Origin of the sequence: Rhizobium rosettiformans W3, from assembly GCF_004912135.1 — a bacterium.
GTDB classification, from domain to species: domain Bacteria; phylum Pseudomonadota; class Alphaproteobacteria; order Rhizobiales; family Rhizobiaceae; genus Allorhizobium; species Allorhizobium rosettiformans.
This window is the reverse complement of sequence record NZ_STGU01000002.1, coordinates 265,882-291,191: the sequence shown is the minus strand read 5'-3', so window position 1 is coordinate 291,191 and position 25,310 is coordinate 265,882. Positions and strand designations below refer to the sequence as shown.

At 64.8% G+C, this 25,310-nt stretch carries 31 protein-coding genes; 9 read left to right on the top strand and 22 right to left on the bottom strand.

The annotated features are described in order from the left end of the window. The first annotated feature begins 66 nt into the window (after nucleotides 1-66). Nucleotides 67-396, top strand: a complete 330-nt coding sequence (locus tag FAA86_RS04775; RefSeq protein ID WP_136538602.1) for a nucleotidyltransferase domain-containing protein — start codon at nucleotides 67-69, stop codon at nucleotides 394-396. Further along, nucleotides 374-859 carry a DUF86 domain-containing protein gene (locus FAA86_RS24900; protein ID WP_246035003.1) on the top strand — a complete coding sequence of 162 codons (486 nt, stop codon included), beginning with the start codon at nucleotides 374-376 and terminating at the stop codon, nucleotides 857-859. Before FAA86_RS04775 ends, FAA86_RS24900 begins: the two co-directional genes overlap by 23 nt. 148 nt (nucleotides 860-1,007) lie before the next feature. Here FAA86_RS24900 and FAA86_RS04765 read toward each other — a convergent pair whose 3' ends face one another. Genes FAA86_RS04765 through FAA86_RS04755 form a run of 3 tightly spaced genes read right to left on the bottom strand, consistent with a single transcriptional unit; the run spans nucleotide 1,008 to nucleotide 2,048 of the window. Continuing rightward, nucleotides 1,008-1,160 (bottom strand): phage tail assembly chaperone, encoded by a 153-nt coding sequence (locus FAA86_RS04765; RefSeq protein WP_136538601.1) that lies wholly within the window; start codon nucleotides 1,158-1,160, stop codon nucleotides 1,008-1,010. A 59-nt stretch (nucleotides 1,161-1,219) separates the two neighbouring features. Next, nucleotides 1,220-1,633, bottom strand: a complete 414-nt coding sequence (locus FAA86_RS04760) for a gene transfer agent family protein (RefSeq protein WP_136538600.1) — start codon at nucleotides 1,631-1,633, stop codon at nucleotides 1,220-1,222. Between the two features lie 7 nt (nucleotides 1,634-1,640). Further along, the gene (locus tag FAA86_RS04755) at nucleotides 1,641-2,048 is read right to left on the bottom strand and encodes a phage major tail protein, TP901-1 family (RefSeq protein ID WP_136538599.1); all 408 of its coding nucleotides are present in this window, start codon (nucleotides 2,046-2,048) and stop codon (nucleotides 1,641-1,643) included. Between the two features lie 438 nt (nucleotides 2,049-2,486). Here FAA86_RS04755 and FAA86_RS04750 point away from each other — a divergent pair, with 438 nt between their 5' ends. Continuing rightward, the gene (locus tag FAA86_RS04750; RefSeq protein ID WP_136538598.1) at nucleotides 2,487-3,683 is read left to right on the top strand and encodes an MFS transporter; all 1,197 of its coding nucleotides are present in this window, start codon (nucleotides 2,487-2,489) and stop codon (nucleotides 3,681-3,683) included. Here the strand turns inward: FAA86_RS04750 and FAA86_RS04745 are convergent. From FAA86_RS04745 to FAA86_RS04710, 8 genes are all read right to left on the bottom strand, one after another. Continuing rightward, the gene (locus tag FAA86_RS04745) at nucleotides 3,680-4,153 is read right to left on the bottom strand and encodes a HEPN domain-containing protein (protein ID WP_136538597.1); all 474 of its coding nucleotides are present in this window, start codon (nucleotides 4,151-4,153) and stop codon (nucleotides 3,680-3,682) included. The two genes, FAA86_RS04750 and FAA86_RS04745, sit on opposite strands and share 4 nt — an antisense overlap. Then, nucleotides 4,119-4,475 carry a nucleotidyltransferase domain-containing protein gene (locus FAA86_RS04740; RefSeq protein WP_136538596.1) on the bottom strand — a complete coding sequence of 119 codons (357 nt, stop codon included), beginning with the start codon at nucleotides 4,473-4,475 and terminating at the stop codon, nucleotides 4,119-4,121. Before FAA86_RS04740 ends, FAA86_RS04745 begins: the two co-directional genes overlap by 35 nt. An 88-nt stretch (nucleotides 4,476-4,563) precedes the next feature. Further along, nucleotides 4,564-4,962 carry a DUF3168 domain-containing protein gene (locus FAA86_RS04735; RefSeq protein WP_136538595.1) on the bottom strand — a complete coding sequence of 133 codons (399 nt, stop codon included), beginning with the start codon at nucleotides 4,960-4,962 and terminating at the stop codon, nucleotides 4,564-4,566. A gap of 283 nt (nucleotides 4,963-5,245) precedes the next feature. Next, nucleotides 5,246-5,581 carry a phage head closure protein gene (locus tag FAA86_RS04730; RefSeq protein WP_136538594.1) on the bottom strand — a complete coding sequence of 112 codons (336 nt, stop codon included), beginning with the start codon at nucleotides 5,579-5,581 and terminating at the stop codon, nucleotides 5,246-5,248. Nucleotides 5,582-5,583: 2 nt separating this feature from the next. Then, complete coding sequence (locus FAA86_RS04725) at nucleotides 5,584-6,153, bottom strand: head-tail connector protein (RefSeq protein WP_136538593.1); 570 nt, start codon at nucleotides 6,151-6,153, stop codon at nucleotides 5,584-5,586. A 326-nt stretch (nucleotides 6,154-6,479) separates the two neighbouring features. Then, nucleotides 6,480-7,817 (bottom strand): phage major capsid protein, encoded by a 1,338-nt coding sequence (locus FAA86_RS04720; RefSeq protein WP_136538592.1) that lies wholly within the window; start codon nucleotides 7,815-7,817, stop codon nucleotides 6,480-6,482. 5 nt (nucleotides 7,818-7,822) lie between these two features. Continuing rightward, nucleotides 7,823-8,398 carry an HK97 family phage prohead protease gene (locus FAA86_RS04715; protein ID WP_136538591.1) on the bottom strand — a complete coding sequence of 192 codons (576 nt, stop codon included), beginning with the start codon at nucleotides 8,396-8,398 and terminating at the stop codon, nucleotides 7,823-7,825. A gap of 262 nt (nucleotides 8,399-8,660) precedes the next feature. Continuing rightward, on the bottom strand, nucleotides 8,661-8,978 hold the full coding sequence (locus tag FAA86_RS04710; RefSeq protein WP_136538590.1) for a DUF6107 family protein: 318 nt from the start codon (nucleotides 8,976-8,978) through the stop codon (nucleotides 8,661-8,663). Nucleotides 8,979-9,277: 299 nt separating this feature from the next. On the opposite strand from FAA86_RS04710, the gene FAA86_RS04705 reads away from it, so the two are divergent. Further along, a complete protein-coding gene (locus tag FAA86_RS04705) occupies nucleotides 9,278-10,147 on the top strand; it encodes a phosphatase PAP2 family protein (RefSeq protein WP_167494892.1) in 870 nt (289 codons plus the stop codon). Nucleotides 10,148-10,471: 324 nt separating this feature from the next. On the opposite strand, the gene FAA86_RS04700 is transcribed toward FAA86_RS04705, so the two are convergent. After that, nucleotides 10,472-11,644, bottom strand: coding sequence for a phage portal protein (locus tag FAA86_RS04700; RefSeq protein ID WP_136538588.1), 1,173 nt, complete (start codon nucleotides 11,642-11,644; stop codon nucleotides 10,472-10,474). Between the two features lie 98 nt (nucleotides 11,645-11,742). After that, the gene (locus FAA86_RS04695) at nucleotides 11,743-12,369 is read right to left on the bottom strand and encodes a TetR/AcrR family transcriptional regulator (RefSeq protein WP_136538587.1); all 627 of its coding nucleotides are present in this window, start codon (nucleotides 12,367-12,369) and stop codon (nucleotides 11,743-11,745) included. Nucleotides 12,370-12,508: 139 nt separating this feature from the next. Here FAA86_RS04695 and FAA86_RS04690 point away from each other — a divergent pair, with 139 nt between their 5' ends. The 3 genes from FAA86_RS04690 (at nucleotide 12,509) to FAA86_RS04680 (ending at nucleotide 14,183) form a co-directional block, all read left to right on the top strand. Then, complete coding sequence (locus FAA86_RS04690; RefSeq protein WP_136538586.1) at nucleotides 12,509-13,483, top strand: alpha/beta hydrolase family protein; 975 nt, start codon at nucleotides 12,509-12,511, stop codon at nucleotides 13,481-13,483. A gap of 108 nt (nucleotides 13,484-13,591) precedes the next feature. Continuing rightward, the gene (locus FAA86_RS04685; RefSeq protein WP_136538585.1) at nucleotides 13,592-13,780 is read left to right on the top strand and encodes a hypothetical protein; all 189 of its coding nucleotides are present in this window, start codon (nucleotides 13,592-13,594) and stop codon (nucleotides 13,778-13,780) included. Between the two features lie 4 nt (nucleotides 13,781-13,784). Further along, on the top strand, nucleotides 13,785-14,183 hold the full coding sequence (locus FAA86_RS04680; protein ID WP_136538584.1) for a type II toxin-antitoxin system death-on-curing family toxin: 399 nt from the start codon (nucleotides 13,785-13,787) through the stop codon (nucleotides 14,181-14,183). Between the two features lie 8 nt (nucleotides 14,184-14,191). On the opposite strand, the gene FAA86_RS04675 is transcribed toward FAA86_RS04680, so the two are convergent. Both FAA86_RS04675 and FAA86_RS04670 read right to left on the bottom strand, forming a co-directional pair. Next, nucleotides 14,192-14,497 (bottom strand): Dabb family protein, encoded by a 306-nt coding sequence (locus FAA86_RS04675; RefSeq protein WP_136538583.1) that lies wholly within the window; start codon nucleotides 14,495-14,497, stop codon nucleotides 14,192-14,194. A gap of 71 nt (nucleotides 14,498-14,568) precedes the next feature. Beyond that, on the bottom strand, nucleotides 14,569-15,189 hold the full coding sequence (locus FAA86_RS04670; RefSeq protein WP_136538582.1) for a glycoside hydrolase family 19 protein: 621 nt from the start codon (nucleotides 15,187-15,189) through the stop codon (nucleotides 14,569-14,571). Nucleotides 15,190-15,399: 210 nt separating this feature from the next. Between FAA86_RS04670 and FAA86_RS25085 the strand changes: the two genes are divergently transcribed. Next, a complete protein-coding gene (locus FAA86_RS25085) occupies nucleotides 15,400-15,531 on the top strand; it encodes a hypothetical protein (RefSeq protein WP_281281684.1) in 132 nt (43 codons plus the stop codon). Between the two features lie 324 nt (nucleotides 15,532-15,855). On the opposite strand, the gene FAA86_RS04665 is transcribed toward FAA86_RS25085, so the two are convergent. Both FAA86_RS04665 and FAA86_RS04660 read right to left on the bottom strand, forming a co-directional pair. Continuing rightward, nucleotides 15,856-17,271, bottom strand: a complete 1,416-nt coding sequence (locus FAA86_RS04665) for a DNA-packaging protein (protein ID WP_377344400.1) — start codon at nucleotides 17,269-17,271, stop codon at nucleotides 15,856-15,858. 779 nt (nucleotides 17,272-18,050) lie between these two features. After that, a complete protein-coding gene (locus FAA86_RS04660; RefSeq protein ID WP_136538581.1) occupies nucleotides 18,051-18,524 on the bottom strand; it encodes a hypothetical protein in 474 nt (157 codons plus the stop codon). Nucleotides 18,525-18,973: 449 nt separating this feature from the next. On the opposite strand from FAA86_RS04660, the gene FAA86_RS04655 reads away from it, so the two are divergent. Next, a complete protein-coding gene (locus FAA86_RS04655; protein WP_136538580.1) occupies nucleotides 18,974-19,582 on the top strand; it encodes a hypothetical protein in 609 nt (202 codons plus the stop codon). Between the two features lie 68 nt (nucleotides 19,583-19,650). Here FAA86_RS04655 and FAA86_RS04650 read toward each other — a convergent pair whose 3' ends face one another. The 5 genes from FAA86_RS04650 to FAA86_RS04630 all read right to left on the bottom strand — a co-directional run bounded on the left by FAA86_RS04650 (nucleotide 19,651) and on the right by FAA86_RS04630 (nucleotide 25,289). Then, entirely contained in the window at nucleotides 19,651-20,781 is a 1,131-nt protein-coding gene (locus FAA86_RS04650; protein WP_136538579.1) for a GGDEF domain-containing protein, read from the bottom strand. 241 nt (nucleotides 20,782-21,022) lie between these two features. Then, nucleotides 21,023-21,373: a carboxymuconolactone decarboxylase family protein gene (locus FAA86_RS04645; RefSeq protein WP_136538578.1), complete on the bottom strand. Its 351-nt coding sequence runs from the start codon at nucleotides 21,371-21,373 to the stop codon at nucleotides 21,023-21,025. A 245-nt stretch (nucleotides 21,374-21,618) separates the two neighbouring features. After that, a complete protein-coding gene (locus tag FAA86_RS04640; RefSeq protein WP_210309806.1) occupies nucleotides 21,619-21,822 on the bottom strand; it encodes a heavy-metal-associated domain-containing protein in 204 nt (67 codons plus the stop codon). A gap of 78 nt (nucleotides 21,823-21,900) precedes the next feature. After that, entirely contained in the window at nucleotides 21,901-22,344 is a 444-nt protein-coding gene (gene cueR / locus FAA86_RS04635) for a Cu(I)-responsive transcriptional regulator (protein WP_136539007.1), read from the bottom strand. A 251-nt stretch (nucleotides 22,345-22,595) separates the two neighbouring features. Next, entirely contained in the window at nucleotides 22,596-25,289 is a 2,694-nt protein-coding gene (locus FAA86_RS04630) for a heavy metal translocating P-type ATPase (protein ID WP_136538577.1), read from the bottom strand. Nucleotides 25,290-25,310: the final 21 nt, after the last annotated feature.

Genomic DNA, 25,310 nt, shown 5'->3' with positions numbered 1-25,310 from the left:
TGGAGAAACGAAGGCGACTTCCGGCACGGTCTTGCTTGCGCTAGGGTGATGCTAGGAGAACGACCGATGAACCAGATGCAAAGGCTGATTGCCGAAAGGCTCGAACCTCGACGCGCGCTTGCGCAGCGTCTGGTCAACGAGATTGTGCTCGACGCAGCTAGGCAAGACTTCGAGATCACCCCCGTCGGGTCCCTCGCGCGCGGCGAATTCCGGCTCCATTCGGATGTGGACCTCTTGGTGCGTGGAAGGCTCGACCCCGTGCGCCGTCTGCGCGCCGAACAGCTCGTCGCATCCCACTTGCGGGGAGCCGACATCGACTATGACCTCATCTTCGAAACCGATCTTGACCCTGCCCGGGTAGAAGAGCTCCTGCATGACGCCGTTCACGCTGGCTGAATTCTCCAGGCTGTCGCCGAGGCTCGAGCGATGCGAACGCGAACTCGGTCAGCTCGCAGACTTCTTCGATCGCCACCGCCAGGATGTTGATGATGGGGATTGGGGTGCCGTCTCGGCGGCTTCGCTCGGCGTGCACAATGTCTATAACGGGATCGAGGACATCCTCATGAGCCTTGCCCGTGATCTCGACGGATCTGCACCCTCAGGGCCGACGATTCACCAGGATGTCCTCGACCAGATGGCCTCGGAGATTTCAGGCCGCAGGCCAGCGCTGTTGCCGCCAGATCTGCATATCGATCTGACCGAGCTCAAGGGCTTTCGTCACCTCGTCCGTCACAAATACGGCTTCGACCTCAGGCCCGAGAAGGTCGTCGACAACGTGCAGCGGCTCCAGCGTGCCTATCCGGCCTTCGTTCAACGACTGACTGCATTGCACAACCTGCTCGCCGCTCAGTCCTCCTAACCCCGAGGCGACCCCGGTGCTCGTGCCACCCATCTCCCCCTTGAGGGGGGAGGTCGCGCGGAACGCGCGGGTGGGGTGAACCATCGCCATGGGCCGCCGGTCCACGATCAGCGCCTAGGTTCATTCCTGACGTTACCCACGCCCACGTTCAATCCGGAAACCTCCGCATCAACGTCTCGACCTCGCGCCGCGTCAGCCCGCTCTGGTCAGCAAACGCCCCCGCCATCGCCGCCAATTCGGGCAGGCTCAGGCGCCAGAACACTTCGGGTGAAAGCCGCAGGCGGGAGAGCCCAAGCGTCATGGCGCTTTCCCAGGGGAAGGGCCGCACGTCGCGCCTGATCTCTTGCCCGCCTGCGGCCCTCAAGGGGAGGTGCGACCCTCGCCCGGTCTCGACGTGTCCAGGCCGGCTTCAACCATCGGCGCGCCGAAGGTCACCGCGAGCAGCTCGCCGACCACCTTTGCCGCACCCGCCACCCCGCCCTCGACGGCCATCTCGGCCACATCGGCATCCGACAGCCGGTTTCCGCCGCCACGCAAGCCGCAGGCCAGAATGCGCGTGAGATCCGCGCTCTTCAGCCTGCCGCCGGCAAAGCGTGCGGCAAGATCGGTCAGACTCTCCGCTCCGAAGGCCGTTTCCAGTTCGGCCAGGGCGCCGAGCGTCAGGCACAGGATCCGCCGCTCGCCATCAATTACCGCCTCGACCTCGCCGCGATGGCGGTTGGCGCGGCTCACCGTCATCGGCTCCGCCCGTTCCTCTGCGCCATATCCCCGCATGGCCGCCTCACAGCGCCGCGAAGGAAACGGCACCGGCCGATTCCAGCGCGATCTCGAAGGTTACCTCGCCGTCGTGATTGCCGGCATAGTCGAGCGCGGTCACCTGAAACGGCGCCGTTACCGTGCCGAAATCCGGGATCACCACCTGATAGGTCAGGATCGACCCGCCAAAGAACGCCGCCCGGATAAGCGCATCGGACGCCGCGTCCTTGAACAGGCCCGAGCCGGTCAGCCCCGCCCGCCGGACACCGGCTCCTTCCAGCAGCTCCCGCCAGCGCCCGACACTTTCGCTGTCGGTCACATCGACGGATTGCGCATTGAACGAGAGCCGCTTCGCCCGCAATCCCGCCACCGTGACAAATCCTGCCCCATCCTCGACCTTCAGCAAGAGATCCTTGCCCTTCTGCGCGCCCATGGCGTCTCTCCTTGATGATGTGAATGCTGACTGCTGCCGGGACGAGACGCTCGGGTCCGCCACCCACCTCCCCCTTGAGGGGGGGAGGTCGCCGCAAAGCGGAGGGTGGGGGTGACCAGCGTCAAGCGCGGATACTTTCGGGAGCGATCACCCTACCCCGGACCTGCGGTCCGACCCTCCCTTAAAGGCAGGGTCGCGGCGAACGCATGCATGTCCCCTCACCCTGAGGTGCCCGGCTTAGCCGGGCCTCGAAGGGTCGAGGCCACCAGAGCTTGAAAACAGATGGATGCTTCGAGGCCCTCGCCCTGCTCGGGCACCTCAGCATGAGGTCCAGGCAGAGGTGCTGCCCCCCCACAAGATTTCGCCCTATCGCCCACCCGGCAACCGGCCTAGAAGAAGCCACCCGCCGCTTCGCCTCTCCCCGTCTCGAGTCTCCGCATGAACCTCTCCCGTACTCTCCTCGTCGCCGCGCTCGCGGTCTCGCAGATCCTCGGCTGGGGCACGACCTATGAAATGCCGGCGGTCTTCGGGCGTGCCATGGCCGCCGAACTCGGGCTCGCCAATGAGATGGCCTTTGCCGGGCTCACCGTGATGATGCTGACCATGGCCTTTCTCGGACCCTGGACCGGCCGGATGATCGGCCGCCACGGGGCGTCCCGCGTGCTCGCCATGGGGTCCGTCCTGATGGCCGCGGGCCTCATCGCCCTTTCGCTCTCCACTGGCCTCGTCACCTATGCCATCGCCTGGCTCATCCTCGGGGCCGGCGGCTCCTTCGCGCTCACCGTGCCGGCCTTCGCCGCCGTCGTCGAACGCGAAGGTCACGGGGCCCGCCGCGCGATCGGCATCCTAATGATCTTCACCGGCCTTTCCTCGGCCGTCTGCTGGCCGCTGCTGACGCTCGCCGGCGAAGCCTTCGGCTGGCGCGGTGTACTTCTCGCCGCCGCCGCCGCCCAGGTCTTCATCGCATTGCCCGTGCATCTCGCCGTCGGACGCATCGCCATCACCCGCTCGGAGGAAGACCGCGCCGCCGATGCGATCGAGCCGCTCGCCCTGAGCCACCGCATGGCGCTTGCCGCCTTCCTGCTGATCGCCCTGTCGAGCTCGCTCTCGAGCCTGATGACCTTCGGGCTCTCGCCACAGCTCCTGCATATTCTCGAACTCTCCGGCGCCACGCCGGCGCTCGCGCTCCAGCTTGGATCGCTGCGCGCCGTCTTCGGCATTTCCGCCCGCGCCTTCGATCTGGTGCTCGGCAAGCGCTCCTCGCCCGTCACCACGGGGCTTGCCGGCGGCGCCATGCTGACCGCCTCGACGCTCATGCTGATCTTCTTTTCCGGCACGCCGTCGAGCCTGCTCATCTTCACCGCGCTCTACGGATTCGGCTCCGGCGTCAGCGCGCTGGCACGGGCCACGATGCCGCTCGCCTTCTTCTCGGCCAGCCGCTTCGCCCGCCAATCGGCCCGCCTCTCCCTTCCGCAAAACCTCGCCAACGCCACCGCCCCCGTGCTGATGACCGCCGTCATCGACCGCGCCGGCATCCATGCCGGCCTCGTCCTCGCCACTCTGCTTGCCGCCACGGGCTTCGCGGCGATCCTGGCGCTGGCGGTGATTGCAAGGCGGGGGCGGGTGGAAGCTTAACGCCGGGGCGGCGTGACCCGCGCCGCCGGCAAGCGATCGGAAGCGACAAGCTCGACGCCAAAATGCTCAGCCAGATCGATCAGGATCTGCTCCAGCAGGGTCAAAGCCTCCTCCAGCTGATCGCGTTCCGCTCGCATGGGGATCCGGCCGGCATCCTTGGGATAACGGTAAGTCGTTGCAAAGACGGTGAGATAGGTGAGTTTCGAGAAGCGTGATTTGAACGGATCAGCGTCCGGCAGCAGGTCCCGCAAGACGTCGATGCGATGGGCATCCCGGCGCTCGGCACGAATACCCTCGGAGGTCAGCAGCGCAAGCAGCATCTTCTCTGCCGCCTGCTGTGCGTGGTAGGCGTCGTTGCGATTGTCAGCCTGAAAAAGCAGATGGGCCGCCTCCAGGTCGTCCCGGGCCAGACGCAAGGCGTTGGCGATATGCAGTTCAGCGGACAAGCAGAATGCCGTCGTCGGCGACATGGCTGGCCGCCGAATTCGCGACGTTCAAATCGGCTTCAAAGTCCGAAAGACGCGCCACGGACACGTCCGCATGAACACCCGAGCCCTCCTGCAGAGACCAGCCGAACAACGGAGACAGCAAGCTTTCCGGCGCCTCGTCGGCGACGATAACCTTCAGGTCCCAGTCGCTCTGTGCTGTCGCCTCACCGCGCGCCCGACTGCCATAAAGGATCACCTCGATCGGGTCACAAGCCGCATGGATGCGCGCGAGCAGCGTTCTGAGCTCCGGAAACCTCTCCGGATCCGCCACACGTCCGTTCATGCTTTGCGCGATCACACCCATATGTGAAGCCCATTGAAACCCTCAGAAAACATAACTCAATGTCCGGTGCGTTTCCAGAGCCGCCGCCTCAACGCCAACGAGCCAGCCCTCACTCCACCACCGCCCGAAAGCTCGCCTCCGCGACAAACAGTCCGGCCTTCACCTCGCGTCGGCTGACCGTACGCCGGTGGCGGAAATTGACCAGCCGGAACCCGTCCATGGTCTCCGGCAAACCGTGCGCCACCCGCCGGACCTCAGCGACCAGCGCTTCGGCCTCGCGGCGCGACACCGCGCTCCAGGCCTCAAGCGTCAGCAGGATCTCCGCCCCTTCCGCCTCGCCGGTGGAAAAATCCCGCGCCTCGACCAAGCCGACAATCACGGCCGGAAAGCGCTGCGGCCGAACCGTCCGATCGGGGATCCCCTGCGGTCCCAGCACCGCCATCAGATCCGCATCCGCCTTCACCGCCTGTTGAAGCGCCGCCAGCAAGGCATTGACTGCATTGGTCATGTTTCACACTTCCCGTCTTGAATTGCGTTCGACTGTGCGCGCTTCAGGGGCCGCACAGAGTGACAAGACCCCGTTGCCTGCGCCGTCGCTCAACGATCCGAAATGGCTTGTCCGCTCGCCGCGTCACCGCGCCCTGTGTGGTCCCGTTCCACGGACGGGAGATCATTCTCCGCCGATCCACCCTGCTCCGGCCGCCGCGCCAGCCGCTTCCGCAGCGCGCGTCGCAGCAAGTCGCCGAGCAGCATCCCGGTCTCCTCCAGCGCGGCCCCCTCCCGCGCCCGGGTCATCCCGTCACCTCGCGGCAGAGCGCGACCTGAAACCGCCCCGTCTCATCGGGGTCGCGCACGGCCAGGATGTCGAACATGCGCGTCCCCTTGCGAAACCGCTGGCCGGCGACGAGATCGCTCCGTGCCCTGATCGTCACATGATGCGTCACCTCCGACACAAGCCCCGGCCCCTTCTCCGCCTCACCAAAGACCTTCGGTTCGATGAGCGCCCAGACGCGAGCGACTTCAACGAACCCCGCCACCGCCCCGCCCTGGCCGTCCTCAACCGCCTCCGGCCGTTCCAGCACCAGCCGCGCTGTCAGCCGACCGGCATCGATATCCAGAAGCGCCATGGTCAGAGCCCCCGCCGGCAGAAGGGCGCAATCAGCCGGTCATAGCCTGGCGGCACCACCGCAGGCTGGGCCTCGGCCGCAACCACGCCGCGGGTCGCAAACATCGCCGCGACATGCAGCAACATCGCCCGCTTCAGCGTCTCCGGCACATCCGCGCCGCTCTCGCCAAAGCCGGCAGAAAACTCCACCTCGATCCCGTTCATCGCCCGTCCCGGCTCCGGCACCGCGCGCAGCCAGAGCCTTGCCGGACGGGCCTCGCCATCGAGCAGATGCCCGGCAATATCCACCGCCTGCGGCTCACCCTCGCCATCGTAAACCGTCACCGAAGACACTGCCCTGACCGGCCCACGCGGGATCATCGCGATCCCATCCGCCGGCCAGTCGTCGAGACACAGCCTGAAATCCCGCGCCGCCAGAACCAGCCCCGTCTCGCGCTCCAGATGCTCGCGCGCGACGATGGCGAGTGCTGCAAGCAGCGCGTCTTCCTCCTCCGTCTCGAGCCTGAGATGCGCCCTGACCTCGACAAGCGTCAGCGGCTCCACCGCAGGTGAAGTGAGTTCGATGATGGTCATGAGGGTGTCCTACAGTTTGAGAATACGCTGATGTCCTAGGTGACTGCCCCTCATCCGCCCTTCGGGCACCTTCTCCCCGTGAACGGGGAGAAGGAGGCGCCGCCGCCAGCCGCATTCGCTCTTCTCCCCGCCTGCGGGGAGAAGGTGCCGGCAGGCGGATGAGGGGCGAAATGGCAAAGCAAGGGCGGCCACCACCTCACCTCCCCCTTGAGGGGGCAGGTCGCCGCAAAGCGGCGGGTGGGGGTGACCGGGCCCCAGTCCGGCGCGGTTTCACCCCACCCCGGAGCTACGCTCCGACCCTCCCCCTCGAGGGGAGGGTCAAACGCTCACACCCCGAACTTCACCAGCTTGATCGCCTCGAAGTCCTGCACGCCGCCGCCGACGCGCTTGGTCGTGTAGAACAGCACATAAGGCTTGGCCGAATAGGGATCGCGCAGCACCCGCACGCCCACCCGATCGACGACCAGATACCCCGCCCGGAAATCACCAAAGGCGATTGCCGTCGCATTGGCCGCGATGTCAGGCATGTCCTCGGATTCCGCCACCGGGAAGCCCATCAGCGAGGCAGGGTCACCGGCGCGTGCCGGCGGTGCCCAGAGATAGTTGCCGTCGGCATCCTTCAGCTTGCGCACCGCCCCTTGCGTCCGTCGGCTCATCACGAAGCTGCCGTTCTGGCGGTGCCCCGCCTTCAGCGCATAGACCACGTTGATCAGCACGTCGGAGGCCCCGCTTGCCGCGAAGGCCCCGGCCGCGCCGGTGGCAACCGTGCCGATCTTGCCCCATTCCCAGGCGGCGTCGTCGATCTGGTCATAGGCGAGGAACCCCTTCGGCTTCAGCACGCCATCACCCGACACGAAGGCCTCACCCTCCTGTTCGGCGAAGGCGATGTCGACTTCGGCCGCGATCCAGGCCTCGATGTCGACGGCGGCATCGTCGAGCAGCGCCTGCGTTGCCGCCGGCATGGCATAGAGCTCCATGGTCGGGAAGGCGAGTTCGGAGAGTTCCGGCGTGCCGGTCTGGGTCCGCGCTGCAGTCTCGGCCACCCAGCCGCTCGCAAAGCCCGAGGCAGCAAACGGCTTCTTCAGGACCGAACCGGAGACCTGCCGCACGGTCGCGAGCGACCGGATCGGCGAGATGACCCGCAGCCTCCGCCCGATCTCCTCGTCCACCTGCGGCGGCACCAGATAACCGCCATCGCCGGAAACGCCCGCCGACAGCGCCTTCTCGTCGAGATCGCGCAGCGCCTGGTCGTCGCCGCGGCGCACATAGGCCTCGAAGGCCGCCTTGTGTTCGGCAAGCCCCGCCTCGTCGCGGCCGGGCCGTTCCAGCGCCGGACGGCGCTTCTTCAAGACGATCTCGTCGAGCAGCCGGCTCTGCTCGTCGATCGCCTTATTGATGCGCTCCACCTTGTCGCGAGTCACGACATCGCTCGACAGCTTCTCCTCGATCTCGCCCAGCCGCTCGTCATTGGCCTCCTTGAACGCCTCGAAGGCCGTCATGAATTCGGCAAAGGCCGCCGTCACCGTATCGGGCGCCGCCTTTACCTCCGGCGCCAGCCTTGCCGGCCCGCCTTTGCCGCGCCTGCCGCCTGCCCCGCCCGCAGCGGTGGCATTCTTGCCCACCGCCTCCATCATGCCCTCACCTGCCGTCATCGCCTCTTCCATGTCGCTCATCCTTTCATGAAGTGATTGTTCGCCATCGACCGGGCCGCCCGGCGCATCAGCCGGACAAGCTCGGTTTCCCTGTCGCGGTAAAACCGCCTGTGCTTGACATTGGAGACCCTGGCCGTCGGCAGCATGGGAAAGGTCACCACCGAGATCTCCCAGAGATCGGCCTCCAGAATGCGCCGCACGCCGCTCTTGCGATCGCTGCGGGATTTCACCGCCCGAAAGCCGATCGACAGCCCGTCGAGCGCACCCGCTTTCATCAGCGCATGCACCTCGCGGGCACGGGCCACATCGGTGGCAAGCTTGCCCTCGACATAAAGCCCGCGCTCATCCTCGCGGATATCAGTCCAGCGGCCGATCACCTCGGCCGGATCATGCTGGTAGAGCATGCGCACGCCGCCTGCCCCGCGCTTTGCAAGCGACGCGGCAAAGGCCCCCGGCTCGATCGCATCGCGCCCGAGATCCACCTCGCCGAACAGGCTTGCATAACCCGAAAACCGCCCGTCGCCCGCCACGCCCTTCAGCGTCAGCCCGGCAGAACAAAACCGCGGCCTACCCTCCGTTTCCAAAGCCTGCATGGGCCCGTCTCCTCGTGATGTTGATTGTGCTGGCACCCACCTCCCCCTTGAGGGGGGAGGTCGCCGCAAAGCGGCGGGTGGGGGTGATCCCGTTTGGAAGAAAGATGCCCTTGGGATTGCCCCTCATCCCCCTGCCGGGACCTTCTCCCCGAGAACGGGGAGAAGGAGGCAAGACGCCGGCCTCGATGCCCTTCTCCCCGCCTGCGGGGAGAAGGTGGCGGCAGCCGGATGAGGGGCTGTTCTCCATACGGAAGCCGCCATGTCATCGCACCTTCTCCCCCGCCCGGCCGGTCAGCCGCACCAGCAGCCCCAGCCCCCACCAGGCGGTGAAGGAGGCAAGCGTGGCGCCGGCTAGCATCACCTCCGAAGGCGACAGCCGACCCTCCAGACCAAGCCGCGTCGCGCCCCAGACACCCGTCGGGCCGCCGAAGATCAGCCCGCAGGCGACCCCGGTCAGGAAGCGCACCGCCGCCTCGCGGCGATGCTTGGGAAGCAGGTAGACCAGCGAAATCGCGGAGCCCGCGACAGCACCGATCAGACGTGCGGAAGTCACTCCGCCGTCATGGCCGAGATCAGTCATTTGTTCATCTTTCGCGGTTAGCTTCTGGATCGACGCCGGCCGGTACGATCCCGCCCGAAAAGGCTGCGGCCGGCGTCTCTTTTCCCATCATCCGTCGTCTGCGAGGCCCTTCCCGCGTCACCCGATTGTTGAGTCTGGTGAATCGCTTGGCGCCGGGCCTTCACAGACCGATTCAGCTCCTTCAAGCAGAACTGGAAGTGGCCGGTCGTCCCGCCCTTTGCCACAAAACCACAATGCAATCGTCATACGGCTTTCATCCTGCCGGGCGATCAAAGGCATGGGTTCAAGGACATCGGGGGATGGTCATGGTCTATGTCACGCAGGATGTGCGCGCGCCGCGCGGCACCTTCCAGGAAAAACCGCTTCTCATTGCGCTGCTCGTCACGCTGACCTTGTCGGCAATCTTCGTCACCTTCCCGCAGATCGACATCGCCGTCAGCCGATTGTTCTATGTCGAAGGCCGAGGCTTTCCGGCGAGCAAGATGACCGCGCTCAACACCTTCCGCGCCTTCGGCCAGTATTTCCCGCTGACGCTCACCATCGTGCTCGTCTTCGGCCTGGTGCTGAAACTCATCTATCCCTCGCGGCCGTCGCTTTTCCCGCCACGTTTCACGCTCTATTTCGCAAGTCTCTTCCTGCTCGGCCCGGCACTTCTGGTGAACGGCATCTTCAAGCCGATCTTCGACCGTCCGCGCCCGCGCAGCACCATCGACTTCGGCGGAGACGATCTCTTCGTGCATGCCTGGGCCTTCGGCGGCGATTTCTTCGACGATCGTTCCTTCGTCTCGGGCGAGGCCGCGGTCGTCGTCTGCCTCGTCCCGCTCGCCTTCTTCGTGCCTGTTGTCTGGCGGCGCTGCGTCTTCGTGCTGCTCAGCCTGTTTGCCGCGCTGACCGCGCTCAACCGCATCGCGTTTGGCGCGCATTTCCTCTCCGACGTGCTGATCGCCGCCGGTCTCATGGCCATGCTGTCGATCGCGCTCGCCTATGTCTTCTACGGCCGCAAGGGTGCTCAAGCCTGCGACATCAAACTCGAAGCGGAGATGACCGCACTCGGCCATCGCCTGCATACCCTGCGTCGTACCGCGCTCGCTATGATCAGCCGCCGGCTTTCTGTCGCGCCACTGTTGCTCTCGCCGGCGCCGTCAACGGGCGAAAACGACAAGGGCTGAAGGATCTAAACTCGTTAAGCAGCAATAGGCGCAGTGCTGTGCGGCCCGCTCCCTCTCCCCCCATTGTGGGGGAGAAAGCGAAATCGAAGGCTTAGGGGAGCGCAAGCCGCCTAAACTTCAGATTTCGCAAGTGAGGGGATCCGTTCAGTTGCCACTGCGCCCGTGACACCCCACCCTTCCGTCCAGCAGAGTGGCGCGCGCGCCCCAACCCAGGTGCCATCTTTACCGGTCCCCTCACCAACAAAATCTGAAGTTTAGCCCTGATCGCTCTCAAGCCCTCGATTTTGTAACCTCTCCCACAGGGGGGGAGAGGTAAAGAGCCCCTCAATACCCCACCGCCTCCCGCTTCTCCTCGTCCGTCAAAAACGCCGCCGCGCCGACGCGCGCCCAGAGCGCATCCCGTTCCGCTGCCAAGCCCGCCACAGTATCCAGATCCGGCACCAGCCTCACCGCCTCGCCCGTCAGCTCGCCCAGAAACACCGAGAGCGATGCCCCGGTTCGCGTCACGAGCGGCAGCACGGTCAGGCGATAGAAGGCGCGGTTGGCCTCCTGGTAATTGGCATAGGTGTTGTCGCCGGGAATGCCGAGCAGCATGGGCGGCACGCCGAAGGCGAGCGCGATGTCGCGGGCAGCGCCGTTCTTCGCCTCGACGAAATCCATGTCCTTGGGCGACAGCCCCATCGACTTCCAGTCGAGCCCGCCCTCGAGCAGCAGCGGTCGCCCTGCCCGCATCGGGCCGGAATAGCCCTCGTCGAGCTCGGTCTTCAGCCGCTGATACTGGTCGGCGGAGAGATTGCCGCCCTCCTTCGGCTGATAGACCAGCGCACCGGAAGGCCGTGCCGAATTGTCCAAGAGCGCCTTGTTCCAGCGCCCCGCCGCATTGTGCAGATCAAGCGCAACTTGCGCTGCCGCGAGCGGCGCAAAGCCCTCGTGATCGTCGAGCGGGTGAAAGAGTTTGAGATGCAAGAGCCCGTCCAACGCAATCCGCCTGGCCCTGGTGCCGGCGCGATAGTCATAGGCCGACGGCCAGCCATCGGCGCCTGTCACCACGCTCACCCGATCCGGCCGCAGCAGATGCAGCTCCGCCGCCCGCTCCGAACCGCGCCCACCGGCCGCCACTGCCTCCACATAGGCATTGCCCGAAAGCAGCAGCTGCCCGTAGAGCGTTTCCAGAAAATCCGCCCCCGTCATCGCCCCGTTCGGCCTGGCGAGAAGCGTTAGCGCCGGATGCTCCGGCCGCTCCGTCTCCCGCTGATAAGCAAGGAAGGCGATACTCGCGGCCGCCTCCGACACCAGCCGCACGCAGCGATGCGCCACCGGGTTCTTCATGAAGCCCTCGCGCGCCAGCGCCGCATAGGACCTCCCCGTCCACCGGGCCTCGCCTTCGCCGGCAATCAGCGCCAGCGCCGTTCCCGGACGGGGAGTGAGCGCCTTCTCCTCAGGCATGGCGGCTCGATCCCGGGCTTCAGCCCAGGGCAGACGGAAGGGAAGTTTCATGGGATCTGTTCCTCGACAGGAATGAAAAACGGATCGGGCGGCCATCAAAGGTCGGCCCGGGCCTCGTCTGTGCACATTCTCAGCTTCATCTGGCTGCTTCAGCCAGCCATGTCCTTGCCAGCGCCAAACCGCAAACCATCGATCAGAAGCTCGACCATCACGGGCGTCTCCCCGTCCGGGGCCGCAGTCTTGATCGACGCCAGGTTGCCGATGGCGCGCAGCAGTTCATACGGCTCGATTCCGGGCCGAACCACACCCGCCTCAACGGCGGCGTCCAAGAGCCGTGTCAGTGCCGGCTCGAAATTCTGACGGAAATAGTCGGGCAGACCCTGAAAGGCCGGATCGCCGGAATGCAGGGCCTGGGCCAGACCCCGCTTCGTCGCAATGAACTTCGTATAGCGGCGCAGCCACAGGGTGAGCGCCTCGCCGGCCGGGTGGTTTTCGGCCAGCACGGCCGCCTCCGCCGTGCAAGTATCGACCTCGCGCTTGAAGACAGCGATCACCAGCTCCGCGCGGCTCGGGAAGCGGCGATAGAGCGTGCCGACGCCGACGCCGGCGCGGCTTGCTATCTCGCGTGCCGGGGCGTCGACGCCGCTTTCCGAAAAGATCGCCTTGGCCGCCTCCAGCAGCGCATCTTCGTTGCGCCGCGCATCGGCGCGCACCCGCGGCATCTCCTCCTGCGGCGCGCTTTCCTGGTGGTTCTCGGCCTCATCGCCCATGCGCATTCTCCTGCCGCACGCCAAAATTTCGCGCAGCCCTTGCTAAACGGAACTTCGTTCCGTATATCCATCCAGCATTCGGAACAGTGTTCCGATTAATCCCTAGCCCGATCGCCCCTCGAAATCCAGTCCCCGGAGGCTTCCCATGAATAATCTCGTCACCAAGGCCCGCGCCATTCCCTCGCTCGCGCCGCAAACCACCATCACCATCAACCCGATCACCCTGCCCGCGCCGGACCGCGGCCGCCCCCTGGAGCTGCGCGTCACCGCCCCCATGACCGGAGGCGATCTCCCGATCATCCTGCTCTCGCATGGACACGGCCCCTCGCTCTATATTCCTTCGAAGGATGGCTATGGCCCGCTTGTCGATTTCTACGCCGCTCATGGCTTCATCGTCATCCAGCCGACCCATGCCAATTCCAAGGTCGCGGGCCTGGGCGAGGCAGCACCCGGCTATCCCTTCTTCTGGCAGTCGCGGCTCGACGACATGAGGTTGATCCTCGACAATTTGGCCGCCATCGAAGAGGCCGCGCCCATACTGGCCGGCCGGCTCGACCATGACCGCATCGCGGCGATCGGCCATTCCCTCGGCGGCCAGACCGTCGGCATGCTGCTCGGCGCCGGCCTTACCGACACCGCCGACCCGGCCGTCACCCGCGTCCGCCATCCGGAGCCGCGCATCAAGGCCGGCGTGCTTCTCGCCGCCCCCGGCCTCGGCGGCGACAGCCTCAGCGATCACGCCCGCAAGAACTACACCACGCTCAACCCGGATTTCTCGACGCTCACGACCCGCACCCTGGTTGTTGCCGGTGATGCCGACGACAATCCGCATCTGACACCCCGCGGCGCTGACTGGCATGTCGATCCCTATCGCCACGCCCCGGGCGCCGAAGCGCTGCTGACCCTCTTCAGAGGCAAACACGGCCTCGGCGGCATCGCCGGTTACGACGCCAGGGAAACCGACGACGAAGATCCCGAACGCCTCGCCGTCACCCAACGCATGACGCTCGCCTGGCTGAGAACCGCCCTCAATATCGACGCGACCATCTGGCCGGAAGCAATGGCGGCCCTTGAGGCCCATGCTGCGGATCTCGGCCAAGTCGTGCTGAAGCAGAGCTGAACCGGGCGCCCCGCTGCTCCGCAAATCGCCTGCCGCAGGGGCAGCCCAAGCTCCACCTCCGCCACGCCGCATCTGGCAATAAACTCGAAGGTACTCTATATTTCTCCCATGACCCCGCGCTCGAAAACGAACAAGATCGATGCCGGACCCGGCGCTGACCGGGCGCAGGCGGCTGTCGTACCCGGCGCACAGCTGGCAAAGGCTGCTAAGCCGGTGTCAAATCCTCCGGAGGTCGACGATTTCGTCGAAGACCTGCTCGTGACCGACAAGATCATCTTGGATCATTTGGCCAAGTGACCACATGAGCGAACCCCTCTGGATTGCAATCGAGGATGTGATTGCGATCAACAGACGTTTGCTTCGCGGCACTTCGGAGAACCACTATCTGCGCGACCGCCTCGCCCTCGAAGGTGCGCTGCACCGTCCGCGGTTCCAGGCAGAGTATCGCCAGATATCCTCCGTCTCCTGGCTCGCCAGTTGCCTTGTCCAGGCAATCGGCAAGGCACATGCCTTCGAGCAGGGCAACAAGCGGACAGCCTGGCTTTCGGGTCGCTATTTCATCGCCATCAACGGCTACAATCTGGTTCTCGATGTAGAACAGCAGGAGCAGCTGAAATATGTGATCGAGGCGCTGATCATCGGAACGGACGATCCGTCCCTTCTTGCAGACCGATTGGAGCCCTTGCTAAACCCGGCCTGAGAGGCCACTCACACCCGCCCTCGCACCGCATCCTCCACCACATAATCCGCCGCAAACCGCTCCTCGCGCAGCGGCTTCACCCGGCGGATGCTCTCCTCATAGAGCGGATGCGCCTTGTAGGCGGCAAGGGCTCTCTCATCCTCGAATTCGCCGTAAACCACGAGGTCGATGCTGCGGTGAAAGCCGTCGGTCTTCACATTGGTGCCGATCTCCAGCCGCGCAGCACTCGGGATTTCCGTCAGGATCGACAGCCCCGCCCGGACCGCCTTGAGATGTTCGGGGCTCACAGTGAAGAAGACGATGTGACGGATCATGGGGCACCTTCAAGAGCTGTTGCAGCGCAACAGCCGATAGCACCGCCGGCGCCACCGCTCAATGCGCCCGCTCACACCACCAGCCCGGCGCGGATGGCCGCGTCGAAGCTCCTTGCCGTCACCGCGATCTTCTTCGCCCGATCCGTGCCGTTGACGATTTTTCGCGCGCCCGTCCAGTCCGCCGTGGTGCCGGAGAAGAAGTCGGAAAGCCTTGCGCCCGAAAACAGCCCCTCGGTCATGCCGACCACCAGAATGGTCGCGGAGACGTCCAATCTGAGGGCCAGATCCGGCTCTGCCACAAGATCGAGCCCGGTCACCCGGCTCATCTTGGCGTAATTCTCGCGATGGGTGATCTGCACCAGCCCCCGCCCATAATAGCTCCGCCCCTCGGCATCCCGCCGCCAATAAGGTGTCTTTACCGTCGGCAGCTTGCCACCGCGCCAGGCCCGCTCCAGCCGCGCCACGGCCTCCTCGTCGGTCGCAGCCAGCGTCTCGCGGACCGCCTGCATCGTGCCGGCCGTCTCGTGATGTGCGGTTGCCAGCATATAGGCGAGCCAGCGCGGATCGGCCCAGCCGCGGGCGCAAAAGCGCGTCAGCACCGCCTCGATCCCCTCCACCTGCCCCTGGGTCAACCGCCCGCCGAAGACGGCATGGCGCAGCCCCGCGAAGACGATTCGCCGGTCGATCCGCATGATCAGATCCTCGTTTCGGAGACGGTGGCCGCCCTCGGCCGCCAGGCACTCGAGAGCTTTCAGGAAAAAAAGTTGAAAACTAAAACGATTGAAGAAATTTCAATCGTTTAGAGCGCGTTCCGTTCACATTTACAAAGCTTTAACAGTGTGGAACTTTCCGCCCACGCAGACGTTCTGGAAGCCGACACTTCCAGCATGAGGAGGGAAGACATGCAGACGACGACCACCACTTCGCCCAAGACCGCCGCCCCGGCCACGATCCCGGCCCATGTCCTGCAGCGCCTCGAAAACGAATGGCGCCAGGTCCGCCAGCCATCCCAGCCGACCCCGTCGGTCAAGTAAACCGATCCACCGCATTGCATGATCAACCGGCGCCTGAGAGGGCGCCGGTTTTTGTTTGCTGGCCAATGCCCCTCATCCGCCCTTCGGGCACCTTCTCCCCGCAAGCGGGGAGAAGGAGGCGCAGCCGGCGGCCGGATCCGCCTTCTCCCCGTTCACGGGGAGAAGGTCCCGGCAGGGGGATGAGGGGCGAAGGCCGCATGCTCTTTCGCCCCTCACCCTGAGGAGCCCTCGCTCTGCGAGGGCCTCGAAGGGTCGAGGCCAACCTCACGCGGGCCGGATGCTTCGAGGTCCGCACTGCGTGCGAACACCTCAGCATGAGGGGTCTCACACCCCCCGTATCCGTGGCTCGCCACCGCCCTCCAGCATCAGCGCCGTCAGCGCCCAGACCAGCGCGTCCAGCCGGTCCGGCGAGCGCCCGTTCGACAATCCCTCCGGCCCGAAGTCACACATCTGATCCTCGAGCTCGACGAACCGCCCCGCATGCAGAACCCGGCCCTGCTCGTAAAGTGCCGCCACAGGCTCGGCGCGCAAAAACTTGCCGCGCGTCGCCCGGACCGTCGTCACCGGCAGCCGCGCCTCGATGCCTTCCAGCACCGCGCGCACCATGTCGCCGCCCTGGTTCACCTCGGCCACCACCCGGTCGGCCTCGAACCGCCTGTAGGCGGAAACCACCGCCCGGGCCCAGCCTGCCGGGGCAGCCCCCTCCACCGAACAATCCGCCAGCACCACCGCCTGGCCATTCTCCTTCAGCCCCGCCACCACGATCCCGCAGCAGGCGGACACCCCACCCGCCGGCGGATCGACCGCCACGACGATGCGCCGCAAGGGTTCGGCCAGTTTCACCACGATCTCATCGAGCCGCGCGCGCTTCCAAAGCGCATCCGGCCGGTCCTCGATCAGCTCGCCATCCAGCTCCTGCCGCCCGAGCCGCGTGCCCCCATAGCGGGCAGCGAGCGCCTCCAGAAAACCCGGCGCCAGATGCGCCGCATTGGCCGCCGTCGCCATCCGCGTCAGCCGCGTCGCCTCGTCCGCCATCAACCGCTTCAACAGCGGCACAGGCCGCGGCGTCGTGGTCACCACCTGGCGCGGGTTTTCGCCGAGCCGCAGCGCAAACTGCAGCATGTCGAAGGTCTCCTCGGCGTGCTTCCATTTGGCGAGCTCGTCGCACCAGGCGAGATGAAACTGCGGCCCGCGCAGGCTTTCGGGATCTTCGGAGGAAAAGATCTGCGCAATCGCCCCGTTCGGCCAAACCAGCCGCCGCCGCGAAATCTCCACCTCCGGCCGCATGCGCCTGGCAATCCGCGAAAGCCCCGAGGCGCCGTCAATCATCACCTCCCGCGCATCGCCCAGCGTTTCCGCCACCAGCGCAATGCGCAGATCCGTCCTTCTGCCCGCCGCCAGCACCTGCGCCTGCACCCATTCGGCGCCTGCCCGCGTCTTGCCCGATCCGCGCCCGCCGAGGATCAGCCAGCTTCGCCAGTCCCCCTCCGGCGGCCATTGCTCGGGCCGCGCCAGAAGCTTCCAGTCGCGGGCGAGAAAGGCGAGATCGGCAGGGGGCAGCGTTGCGAGGTCGAGCGGTCCATCTGGGCGGGCGGCGACACCTGCACCATCCCCGACCGCCCCTGCCGCCATCCTCATATCCCGCGCCCGATGCCGTATCTCAGCATCAGGAGCATCAAGCCCCGCCGCCGCCCAGGTTTCGGGCGCAATGGTCGTGGAAACAGTCTCGAAAGCGGCCATGGTCCTCCTGCCATTCCCGGCCAGCGCCTCGGCTTCCACCGCCGTCTCGCCGATCACAAGGGACGCAGCCCGTTCCGTCTCGATCACCCGATCCCTCATCCGCCGCCCAAGGGATTTCGGCGTCATCGGCAGCCTCCCCGGCGGTTATGCAAAACAACGTAAGGTCTCACTCCGCCCTCATGCTGAGGTGCCCGCGCCAGCGGGCCTCGAAGCGTCCGTTTGGTCCGGTGCCTGTAACCGATCCCCTCACTTGCGAAATCTGAAGTTTAGGCGGCTTGCGCTCGCCTAAACCTTCGATTTCGCTTTCTCCCCCACAGCGGGGGGAGAAGGAACGCGCGGCCAGCCAGATCGACACCTCTCCCGCTTGTGGGAGAGGCTTCGAAGCGGTGGCCGAAGGCCAGAAATCGATCCGGTGAATCGATTTCAGCGAACGGAGGCCTGAGCGCGACGTCGCGCGAAGGCTATGAGAGGGCTTAGCCCTATCAGGGCTAAACCTCAGATTTTGTTGGTGAGGGGATCCGTTCAGTTGGCAATCCATCAACAAAATCTAGCGAGAAACGATCAACTCAGATTCCCCCTCATCGCAGCTATCCCCGGAAGCCCATGCCACAAAGGGGACAGGGGACGATGCCCTAACCGCGGATTCCACCTCCCCCTTGAGGGGGGAGGTCGCCGCAAAGCGGCGGGTGGGGGTGACCCGGGCTGCGAGTCCTTCCCCTCAAACAGGGGCAAATCTGCCCCCAACACCCCACCCCGGAGCTGCGCTCCGACCCTCCCCCTCAAGGGGAGGGTGGCGGTCCCCTTCCCTCGGCCAATCCCGAAACCTCCGCCATACGCGCGGCCACCGCCATATCCAGTCGTGCGGCCAGCTCCGCCTCGACCCGTGCCGCAATCAGTGCCTCGACCTCGCCGCGCAAGACCTCCGGATCGCGCGCCTCCATCAGCCGTTCCTCGGCGTCCAAGCGATCGCGCTCCAGCTGGCGCAACAGCGCATCGATCTTTTCCAGCGTGCGCACGATCAGCGCGATCGCATCGGTCGCCGCCTTGATGTCGGCGCGTGCCAGTTTCGCCAGCCCCTCGTCGGCCCCGTCGATCAGGCTCTCGGCGCCGGCCCGCAAGCGGCGAAACAGGTCGAACTGGGCGCGCATCTCGGCGGTGAATTCCTGCAGCAACCGCTCCAGATCGCCAGCGCCCGCCGCCTTCACCTCGATGACATCAGGCAGCGCCTCGCCGCACTTATCCCCGTCCAGCATGGCCGCCTCCGAAACGAAAGAAGGGCCCGCCAAGCGGACCCTTACCGAAACCTCTTCCGGAAGCGCCCCGGCCTTCAAGGCCACAGCTTTCCGATCATGCCAAAACCCTAGCGAATGACCGTCACACTGTCAAGGATTATTTTCCTATTGCGAAGTGAGAGGCAGATGAAATCCGATCTGCCTCATTGAGGGGGAGATGCCCAGCACAGCAGAAGGGGGAGGTAATTACTACCTCCTTCTGCAAGATTCGACTTTGCCTTTGAGACCATCGAACGCCGAGGCGATATACCTGCCGCATCAAATTTGGCGGTTACATCGACAAATGCACTAGATAGAGCGATCAAAAAAAACAAACTCCCACTTAGAGGTGTACTGTAAACTTATTATGGACCGTTGAAAAAACACTAGGTAACTTTGAATTCGATCCAACATAAGGGGCGATTCAGAATATGACCACCAAGAGAGACGAGGTAAATATACCCGGAGATCATGCTGGAATATACTTCATTGGATTGCTGATTGTTGGCTGGGCAAAGATCGAGAACCTGATTGAAGCCACTCTACATGCGTACCTAGCCTCGCATCCGGTTGGGTACGATTTGGTAGAAACTCTCGGAGGTGAGGCGAAAATTGACTTGCTCATAAGCTACCTCCTTATTGAAAACCGGAATAAGCGCTTCAAGCAGCACTGTGTAGACTTACGCAAGGATTTCCTTGCTTGCCGAGATAATCGAAATTTTCTGGCGCATGGCCTCATACATCAACGCTCAGATGGTGGACTAATTGTAGAGAGGCTGACTAAAAAATCAAAAAGGCGAGTAATGCAGTGGGTAACATTAAAGCAGCTGAACGATTTACACCTCGATATGGCGCAGGTGCTTGACGCACTGCGGTTCGCTATGGACAATACTCATAGCGTGAGAAAACACATTAAAGGCGGCTCGCGTCTTGGCCCTTTGCCTCGTAGAATATCTCAGCCTCGGAGACTTTCAGAAATTCTACCCGAAGTACGCCGGAAGCCAACGAGAATTTCAAAATCGCGCGCTACAACATCGTAGGACGCCTCAACTTCAGATTTTCTAATAGAGGCGTGCCGTTCCGTTAAGGCACACCTTACCGACCATCCTCACCCCGCCCTCGACCTGTTCCGCCCGGCGCTCTTCGCCTCGTAAAGCGCGAGATCCGCCCGGGTCACGAGATCGCGCGCCTCCCGCACGCCGCCCTCGCCCGTGGCGGCGTAGCCGGCGGAGACGGTGACATGGGTCAGGCCGTCTGTGCGGGCAGGATGCGGGATGGCGAGATCGCGGATGCTGCGCACCAGCCGGTCGGCGATGAACGGGCCGCCGGCGGCGGCTTCGCTTCCGAACAGAAGCGTGAATTCCTCGCCGCCGTAGCGGGCGGCAAAGCCGTCATGGCGGGCGGCGAAGGTCGAGAGGGCTTCGGCGATCCGGCGCAGGCAATCGTCGCCCGCAACATGGCCGAAACGGTCGTTGAAGGCCTTGAAGTGGTCGACATCGACCATCATCAGCAGAACCTCGCCGTCCCGCTCCAGCCAGGCATGCAGCGTCTCGTCGAGATGCCGGCGGTTCGGGATGCCGGTCAGCATGTCGGTCAGCGTCAGGTCGCGCAGCGCGTCGCCCCGGCGTTCGGCCCGGTCGGCGCGGTTTTGCGCATCATACCGGGCGAGATAGGTGAGACAGCGCTGTCTCTCGACATGCCAGTTGCCGTAGAGCGTGAAGAAGAGGCCGGTCACCACCTGCACGGTCAGGGGAAAGACGAGGTTCGGGTCGAAGTCCGGCTTGTAGTGGATCACCCAAAGAGCGGCCAGAGAGGTGACGCTGGTGAAGATCAGCGCAAGGCGAAACCGCAAAACAAGCAACATGTTGCCGAAGAGAAGCACGAGCGGCAGCTCGCCCAGCGTATAGCTCGCATAGGCCGATTGCGAGATGTAGAGGAGGTAGAGCGGCAAAAGGCTTGCGACGAACATGCCGCCGAGCAGGAGCAGTTCGCGCAAGGCCGGCGGCACGCGCGGCACGAGGTAGAAGATCGCCAGCGAGCCCGGCACCAGCACGAGCAGGCGCATCGCCACCGTGAAGGGCTGGATATCCGCCATCAGGTGCAGGCTGGTCAGATTGTAGATGTTGTAGACGATCAGGCCGACGATGATGGCATGGCGCAGATGCCGGATCCGCTCGGCGCCGAAATCCCGCTCCTCGGCGCGCTCCACTTCGGGCGGCATGCGCAACATACAGTCCATCCGGCCCCTTGCTCCCGAGGGTCCGGCGCCCACATCCGCGTCACTCAATTCCTGTCATTCCCTGTCCGGCCGCCCCCACAGCAGCTCTAGGGAACAATCATCGGTCAGGCTTACAAATATTTCGCTAATTTAGGTAACGCAAATGCGAATATCCCGTACATTTTCAGGGAAAATTGCAGGGCCGACCGCGCCGGCCGGAGGCCCCCGCAGATCATCACGGGAGCACCACTCTATTTCCTTTTCAGGCGTCCGGCCCGCCGAACTGCTCCCAGGCGGCCATGGCATGGCCGGCATACATCAGCGAGGGGCCACCGCCCATATAGACGGCAAGTCCGAGCGTCTCCTCGAATTCCGCCTTGGTGGTGCCGAGCTTGATCAGGGCTTCGGTGTGAAACCCGATGCAGCCGTCGCAGCGGGTAGAGATGGCAATGCCGAGCGCCACCAGTTCCTTCACCTTCTTCGACAGCGCGCCGTCCTTGGTGGCAGCGCCCGCCATGGCGGAGAAACCCTGCATCACGTCCGGAATGTCCTTGCGCAGGATCTTGATTCCGCTCGAGATTTCCTTGGTGATGGCGATGTAGTCCTTGCTCACGGCTCTGCCTCCAAAAATATATACGATACTTCATATATATTGAGGCTTGCGGGGATTGCAAGGGCGGCAGGAGGTAGTAGGCAGTAGGCAGTAGGCAGTAGGCAGTAGGCAGTAGGCAGTAGGCAGAGAGATTGGAATGGTTCCGGGGGCACGTGGCAACCCCGCGCAGTGCTTGGATTCTGCTGCGGACCAACCCTACTCCCTACTGGCTATTGGCTATCGGCTATCGGCTACTGCCTATTCCCTCACACTTCCCGCACCGGCGTATAGCCCGCCTCGCGGATCGCCTGTTCGGCAAGAGCCGCATCGCCTTCGACGAAGGCCTTGCGGGCGGCGAGATCGATGGTGACCGCCTTGCCCGGCAGAACCTCGGCAAGCGCCTTGACCACGGTCTTCTCGCAATGGCCGCAGGTCATGTCCTCGATCTTGAAAACCGTCTGTCCGATCATGGTGTTATCCTTCCGTGTTGCCGGCGGCCGTCAGCCGCAGCTCTGGCTTCCTTTCTGCACCTTCCCACGGGGGCAAGGTCAATCCCCGCAACAGCCTCCACGGGCCTCTTTCGCGGCGGTTTTTTGCCGCAGCGGCCGGCCTTCGAGATCGGCCAGGATCGGGCAGTTCGGCCTGTCGTCGCCGTGGCAGCGTTCGGCAAGATGGGAGAGCGTGTCGCGCATCGCCTGCATCTCGGCAATCTTGCGGTCGAGCTCCTCGACATGATCAAGCGCCAGCGCCTTCACCTCGGCACTCGCCCGCGCCTTGTCGTCCCAGAGTTTCAGGAGCCGCTCGGTCTCCTCGAGCGAGAAGCCCAGGCTTCGCGCCCGCCGCACGAAGCGCAACCGGTTGACGCTGTCGGCATCGTAAAACCGGTAATTCGAGGCCGTCCGCCCCGCCGGCGCAATCAGCCCGATCTCCTCGTAGTAGCGGATCATCTTCGCCGACACGCCCGAAGCGGACGAGGCTTCCCCGATGTTCATCGTCATGGCGTTTCTCCTATCGTTCTCTCTCCATTGTGGGCAGAGGCCGCGATACCTGCCCCCAGGCGGGGGAGGACGGGGCGGAGCAGCGGCCCCGGCCGCAATCCGCTCTCCCCCCTTGTGGGGGAGATGCCCGGCAGGGCAGAGGGGGGTGCCGAGAGGCACCGACCTTGTACCGCCAGCGTCCCAACAGTTCGCCCCCCTCTGTCGGCTACGCCGACATCTCCCCCACAAGGGGGGAGAGTGTCCCCTCACCCCGTCACCTTCGCCGTCCGCAGCCTGAGCGCATTGGTCAACACAAACACGCTCGACAGCCCCATCGCAGCCGCCCCCAGCATCGGCGAGAAGGTCAGCCCAAAGAACGGATAGAGCAGCCCCGCCGCCACCGGGATCAGCGCGACATTGTAGCCGAAGGCCCAGAAGAGGTTCTGGCGGATATTGCCGATGACACGGTCCGAGAGTTCGATGGCATGCAGCGCCCCCATCAGGTCGCCGCCGACCAGCACGACATCGGCGCTTTCGATCGCCACATCTGTGCCGGTGCCGATGGCAACCCCGGCATCCGCAGTGGCCAGCGCCGGCGCGTCATTGATGCCGTCGCCGACAAAAGCGACTGATTCACCTTTCGCCTGCAGCGCCTTGATCGCGCTCACCTTTCCCTCGGGCAGCACCTCCGCCACCACGGCATCAATGCCTGCCTTCTTCGCCACAGCCTCGGCCGTGCGCCTGTTGTCGCCGGTCACCATCATCAGCTTCAGCCCGCGGGCTTTGAGCGCCGCGATGGCCGCCGCACTCGTCTCCTTGATCGGATCCGCCACTGCAATGGCGGCCGCGAGTTTACCGTCGATCGCAACATAGAGCGGGCTTGCCCCTTCATCGGCAAGACGGGTCAAGGCAGCCTGCAGGCTGGCGGTGGCGTCAGCCCCTCTCCCCTCGTTGGGGAGGGGTCTTTGATCTGACAGCGAACCTGACGAAAAGTCCCCCTCTGCCCTGCCGGGCATCTCCCCCACAAGGGGGGAGAGACCGTGTGGCATCACACCGAGCCTCACCATGAACCGATCAGCACCAGCGGCAACCCGCCTACCCTCGACCATGCCGGTCACGCCAAAGCCTGCCACCGCCTCGACGGTCTCCACCGACGCCAGCGCCATGCCCTGTGCCTCGGCCGCCCGCACAATCGCATCCGCCAGCGGATGCTCCGAGCGCGCCTCGAGGCTTGCGGTCAGACGCAGCACTTCCGCCTCGTCGAAACCTTTAGCGGTCACGATCTCCGTCACGTCCGGACGCCCGGCCGTGATCGTGCCGGTCTTGTCCATCACCACCCAGTCGATCTGGCTCAGGCTCTGCAATGCCTCGCCCTTGCGGAAGAGCACACCGAGTTCGGCCGCCCTACCCGTGCCGACCATGATCGAGGTCGGCGTGGCCAGCCCCATGGCGCAGGGGCAGGCGATGATCAAAACGGCGACCGCCGCCACCAGGCCATGGGTGTAGGCAGGCTCCGGCCCGAAGATCAGCCAGATCAGGAAGGTGAAGACGGCGACGCCGATGACCGCGGGCACAAACCAGGCGGTCACCTCATCCACGAGCTTCTGGATCGGCAGCTTCGCCCCTTGTGCCTCCTGCACCATGCGAATGATGCGTGAGAGCATCATGTCTGACCCAACACCGGTCGCCTCGAAGCGGAAGGAGCCGGAGCCGTTGACCGTGCCGCCGATGACGGTCGCCCCTACAGACTTTTCGACGGGGATCGGCTCGCCCGAAATCATCGCCTCGTCGACGGCACTCGCCCCATCGATCACCCGGCCATCGACCGGAATGCGCTCGCCCGGACGGACCACGACGACATCGCCGAGTTTCACCTCGGAGAGCGGCACGTCGCGAGTCTGCCCGTCGCGTTCGACGCGCGCGGTCTTGGCCTGCAGGCCCGCCAGCTTGCGGATTGCCGCCCCCGTCCGGCCCTTGGCCCGGGCTTCGAGCAGGCGTCCGAGCAGGATCAGCGACACAATGACGGTCGCAGCTTCGTAATAGACATGGCGCGCGGCCTCCGGCAGCAGACCGGGTGCAAAAGTCGTCACGACGGAATAGAGATAGGCTGCCCCCGTGCCGATCGCGACCAGCGCATTCATGTCGGGTGCCAGCCGCACGAGTGCCGGGATGCCCTTCAGATAGAAGCGCCTTCCGGGACCAGCCAGCACCGCAGTCGCCAGTGCAAACTGCAGATAATACAGCGTGTTGCCAGGGAAAACCTGCATCAGTTGATGATGCAGCGGCGGATAGAGATGCCCACCCATTTCCATGATGAAGAGCGGCAGGGTGAGCACGAGCGCGACCAGGAAGTCCCGCTTCAGAGCCGAGATCTCCTTCTCGCGCCGGATCTCGCGGCCATCGACGGCCTGGCCTGCGGAGGACGCCGAATGCGCCGACGACGTTGCCTCTCCCGGGACGTCATGGCTTGCACCCCCCTGCCCGCTCGCCTGCGCACCGCCGTCACCACCGGACAGCCTGACGGCATAACCCGCCTTGGCCACCGCTGCGGCAAGTGCCGGCACAGCCGAGACCCCGCCCAGCACCTTCACCACCGCCTCGCCGGTCGCCAGATTGACGCTCGCCGTCTCGACCGCCGGCACCGTCTTCAGCGCCTTTTCGACCCGCGAAACACAGGAGGCGCAGGTCATGTCCTCGACCTCGAGCACCAGCGTCTCGGCCCTTGCCTCATAGCCGGCTTTGTCGATCGCTTCGAGCAAGGCCTCGGCGGAGAAGCCCGCACCCGGCGTCACCGAGAGCGTCTCGGTCGCGAAATTCACCGCGCTCTGTTCCACGCCCGGCACGGCGGCCACCGCCTTTTCGACCCGGCGCACACAGGAAGCGCAGGTCATGCCCTCAACGGGCAGAAGGATCGGTTCAATTGTCTTCTTGGCCCCATCAGGCCTGGACTGCATGTTCATAGCGGTCACCTCCGCCATGAT

Bases quoted from the DNA above. Each gene is read 5' to 3' on its own strand.
- FAA86_RS04775 (WP_136538602.1), top strand. From the start codon at position 67: ATGAACCAGATGCAAAGGCTGATTGCCGAAAGGCTCGAACCTCGACGC.
- FAA86_RS24900 (WP_246035003.1), top strand. From the start codon at position 374: ATGACGCCGTTCACGCTGGCTGAATTCTCCAGGCTGTCGCCGAGGCTC.
- FAA86_RS04765 (WP_136538601.1), bottom strand. From the start codon at position 1,160: ATGACGCTTGGGCTCTCCCGCCTGCGGCTTTCACCCGAAGTGTTCTGG.
- FAA86_RS04760 (WP_136538600.1), bottom strand. From the start codon at position 1,633: ATGCGGGGATATGGCGCAGAGGAACGGGCGGAGCCGATGACGGTGAGC.
- FAA86_RS04755 (WP_136538599.1), bottom strand. From the start codon at position 2,048: ATGGGCGCGCAGAAGGGCAAGGATCTCTTGCTGAAGGTCGAGGATGGG.
- FAA86_RS04750 (WP_136538598.1), top strand. From the start codon at position 2,487: ATGAACCTCTCCCGTACTCTCCTCGTCGCCGCGCTCGCGGTCTCGCAG.
- FAA86_RS04745 (WP_136538597.1), bottom strand. From the start codon at position 4,153: ATGTCGCCGACGACGGCATTCTGCTTGTCCGCTGAACTGCATATCGCC.
- FAA86_RS04740 (WP_136538596.1), bottom strand. From the start codon at position 4,475: ATGGGTGTGATCGCGCAAAGCATGAACGGACGTGTGGCGGATCCGGAG.
- FAA86_RS04735 (WP_136538595.1), bottom strand. From the start codon at position 4,962: ATGACCAATGCAGTCAATGCCTTGCTGGCGGCGCTTCAACAGGCGGTG.
- FAA86_RS04730 (WP_136538594.1), bottom strand. From the start codon at position 5,581: ATGGCGCTTCTGGATATCGATGCCGGTCGGCTGACAGCGCGGCTGGTG.
- FAA86_RS04725 (WP_136538593.1), bottom strand. From the start codon at position 6,153: ATGACCATCATCGAACTCACTTCACCTGCGGTGGAGCCGCTGACGCTT.
- FAA86_RS04720 (WP_136538592.1), bottom strand. From the start codon at position 7,817: ATGGAAGAGGCGATGACGGCAGGTGAGGGCATGATGGAGGCGGTGGGC.
- FAA86_RS04715 (WP_136538591.1), bottom strand. From the start codon at position 8,398: ATGCAGGCTTTGGAAACGGAGGGTAGGCCGCGGTTTTGTTCTGCCGGG.
- FAA86_RS04710 (WP_136538590.1), bottom strand. From the start codon at position 8,978: ATGACTGATCTCGGCCATGACGGCGGAGTGACTTCCGCACGTCTGATC.
- FAA86_RS04705 (WP_167494892.1), top strand. From the start codon at position 9,278: ATGGTCATGGTCTATGTCACGCAGGATGTGCGCGCGCCGCGCGGCACC.
- FAA86_RS04700 (WP_136538588.1), bottom strand. From the start codon at position 11,644: ATGAAACTTCCCTTCCGTCTGCCCTGGGCTGAAGCCCGGGATCGAGCC.
- FAA86_RS04695 (WP_136538587.1), bottom strand. From the start codon at position 12,369: ATGCGCATGGGCGATGAGGCCGAGAACCACCAGGAAAGCGCGCCGCAG.
- FAA86_RS04690 (WP_136538586.1), top strand. From the start codon at position 12,509: ATGAATAATCTCGTCACCAAGGCCCGCGCCATTCCCTCGCTCGCGCCG.
- FAA86_RS04685 (WP_136538585.1), top strand. From the start codon at position 13,592: ATGACCCCGCGCTCGAAAACGAACAAGATCGATGCCGGACCCGGCGCT.
- FAA86_RS04680 (WP_136538584.1), top strand. From the start codon at position 13,785: ATGAGCGAACCCCTCTGGATTGCAATCGAGGATGTGATTGCGATCAAC.
- FAA86_RS04675 (WP_136538583.1), bottom strand. From the start codon at position 14,497: ATGATCCGTCACATCGTCTTCTTCACTGTGAGCCCCGAACATCTCAAG.
- FAA86_RS04670 (WP_136538582.1), bottom strand. From the start codon at position 15,189: ATGCGGATCGACCGGCGAATCGTCTTCGCGGGGCTGCGCCATGCCGTC.
- FAA86_RS25085 (WP_281281684.1), top strand. From the start codon at position 15,400: ATGCAGACGACGACCACCACTTCGCCCAAGACCGCCGCCCCGGCCACG.
- FAA86_RS04665 (WP_377344400.1), bottom strand. From the start codon at position 17,271: ATGGCCGCTTTCGAGACTGTTTCCACGACCATTGCGCCCGAAACCTGG.
- FAA86_RS04660 (WP_136538581.1), bottom strand. From the start codon at position 18,524: ATGCTGGACGGGGATAAGTGCGGCGAGGCGCTGCCTGATGTCATCGAG.
- FAA86_RS04655 (WP_136538580.1), top strand. From the start codon at position 18,974: ATGACCACCAAGAGAGACGAGGTAAATATACCCGGAGATCATGCTGGA.
- FAA86_RS04650 (WP_136538579.1), bottom strand. From the start codon at position 20,781: ATGGACTGTATGTTGCGCATGCCGCCCGAAGTGGAGCGCGCCGAGGAG.
- FAA86_RS04640 (WP_210309806.1), bottom strand. From the start codon at position 21,822: ATGATCGGACAGACGGTTTTCAAGATCGAGGACATGACCTGCGGCCAT.
- cueR (WP_136539007.1), bottom strand. From the start codon at position 22,344: ATGAACATCGGGGAAGCCTCGTCCGCTTCGGGCGTGTCGGCGAAGATG.
- FAA86_RS04630 (WP_136538577.1), bottom strand. From the start codon at position 25,289: ATGAACATGCAGTCCAGGCCTGATGGGGCCAAGAAGACAATTGAACCG.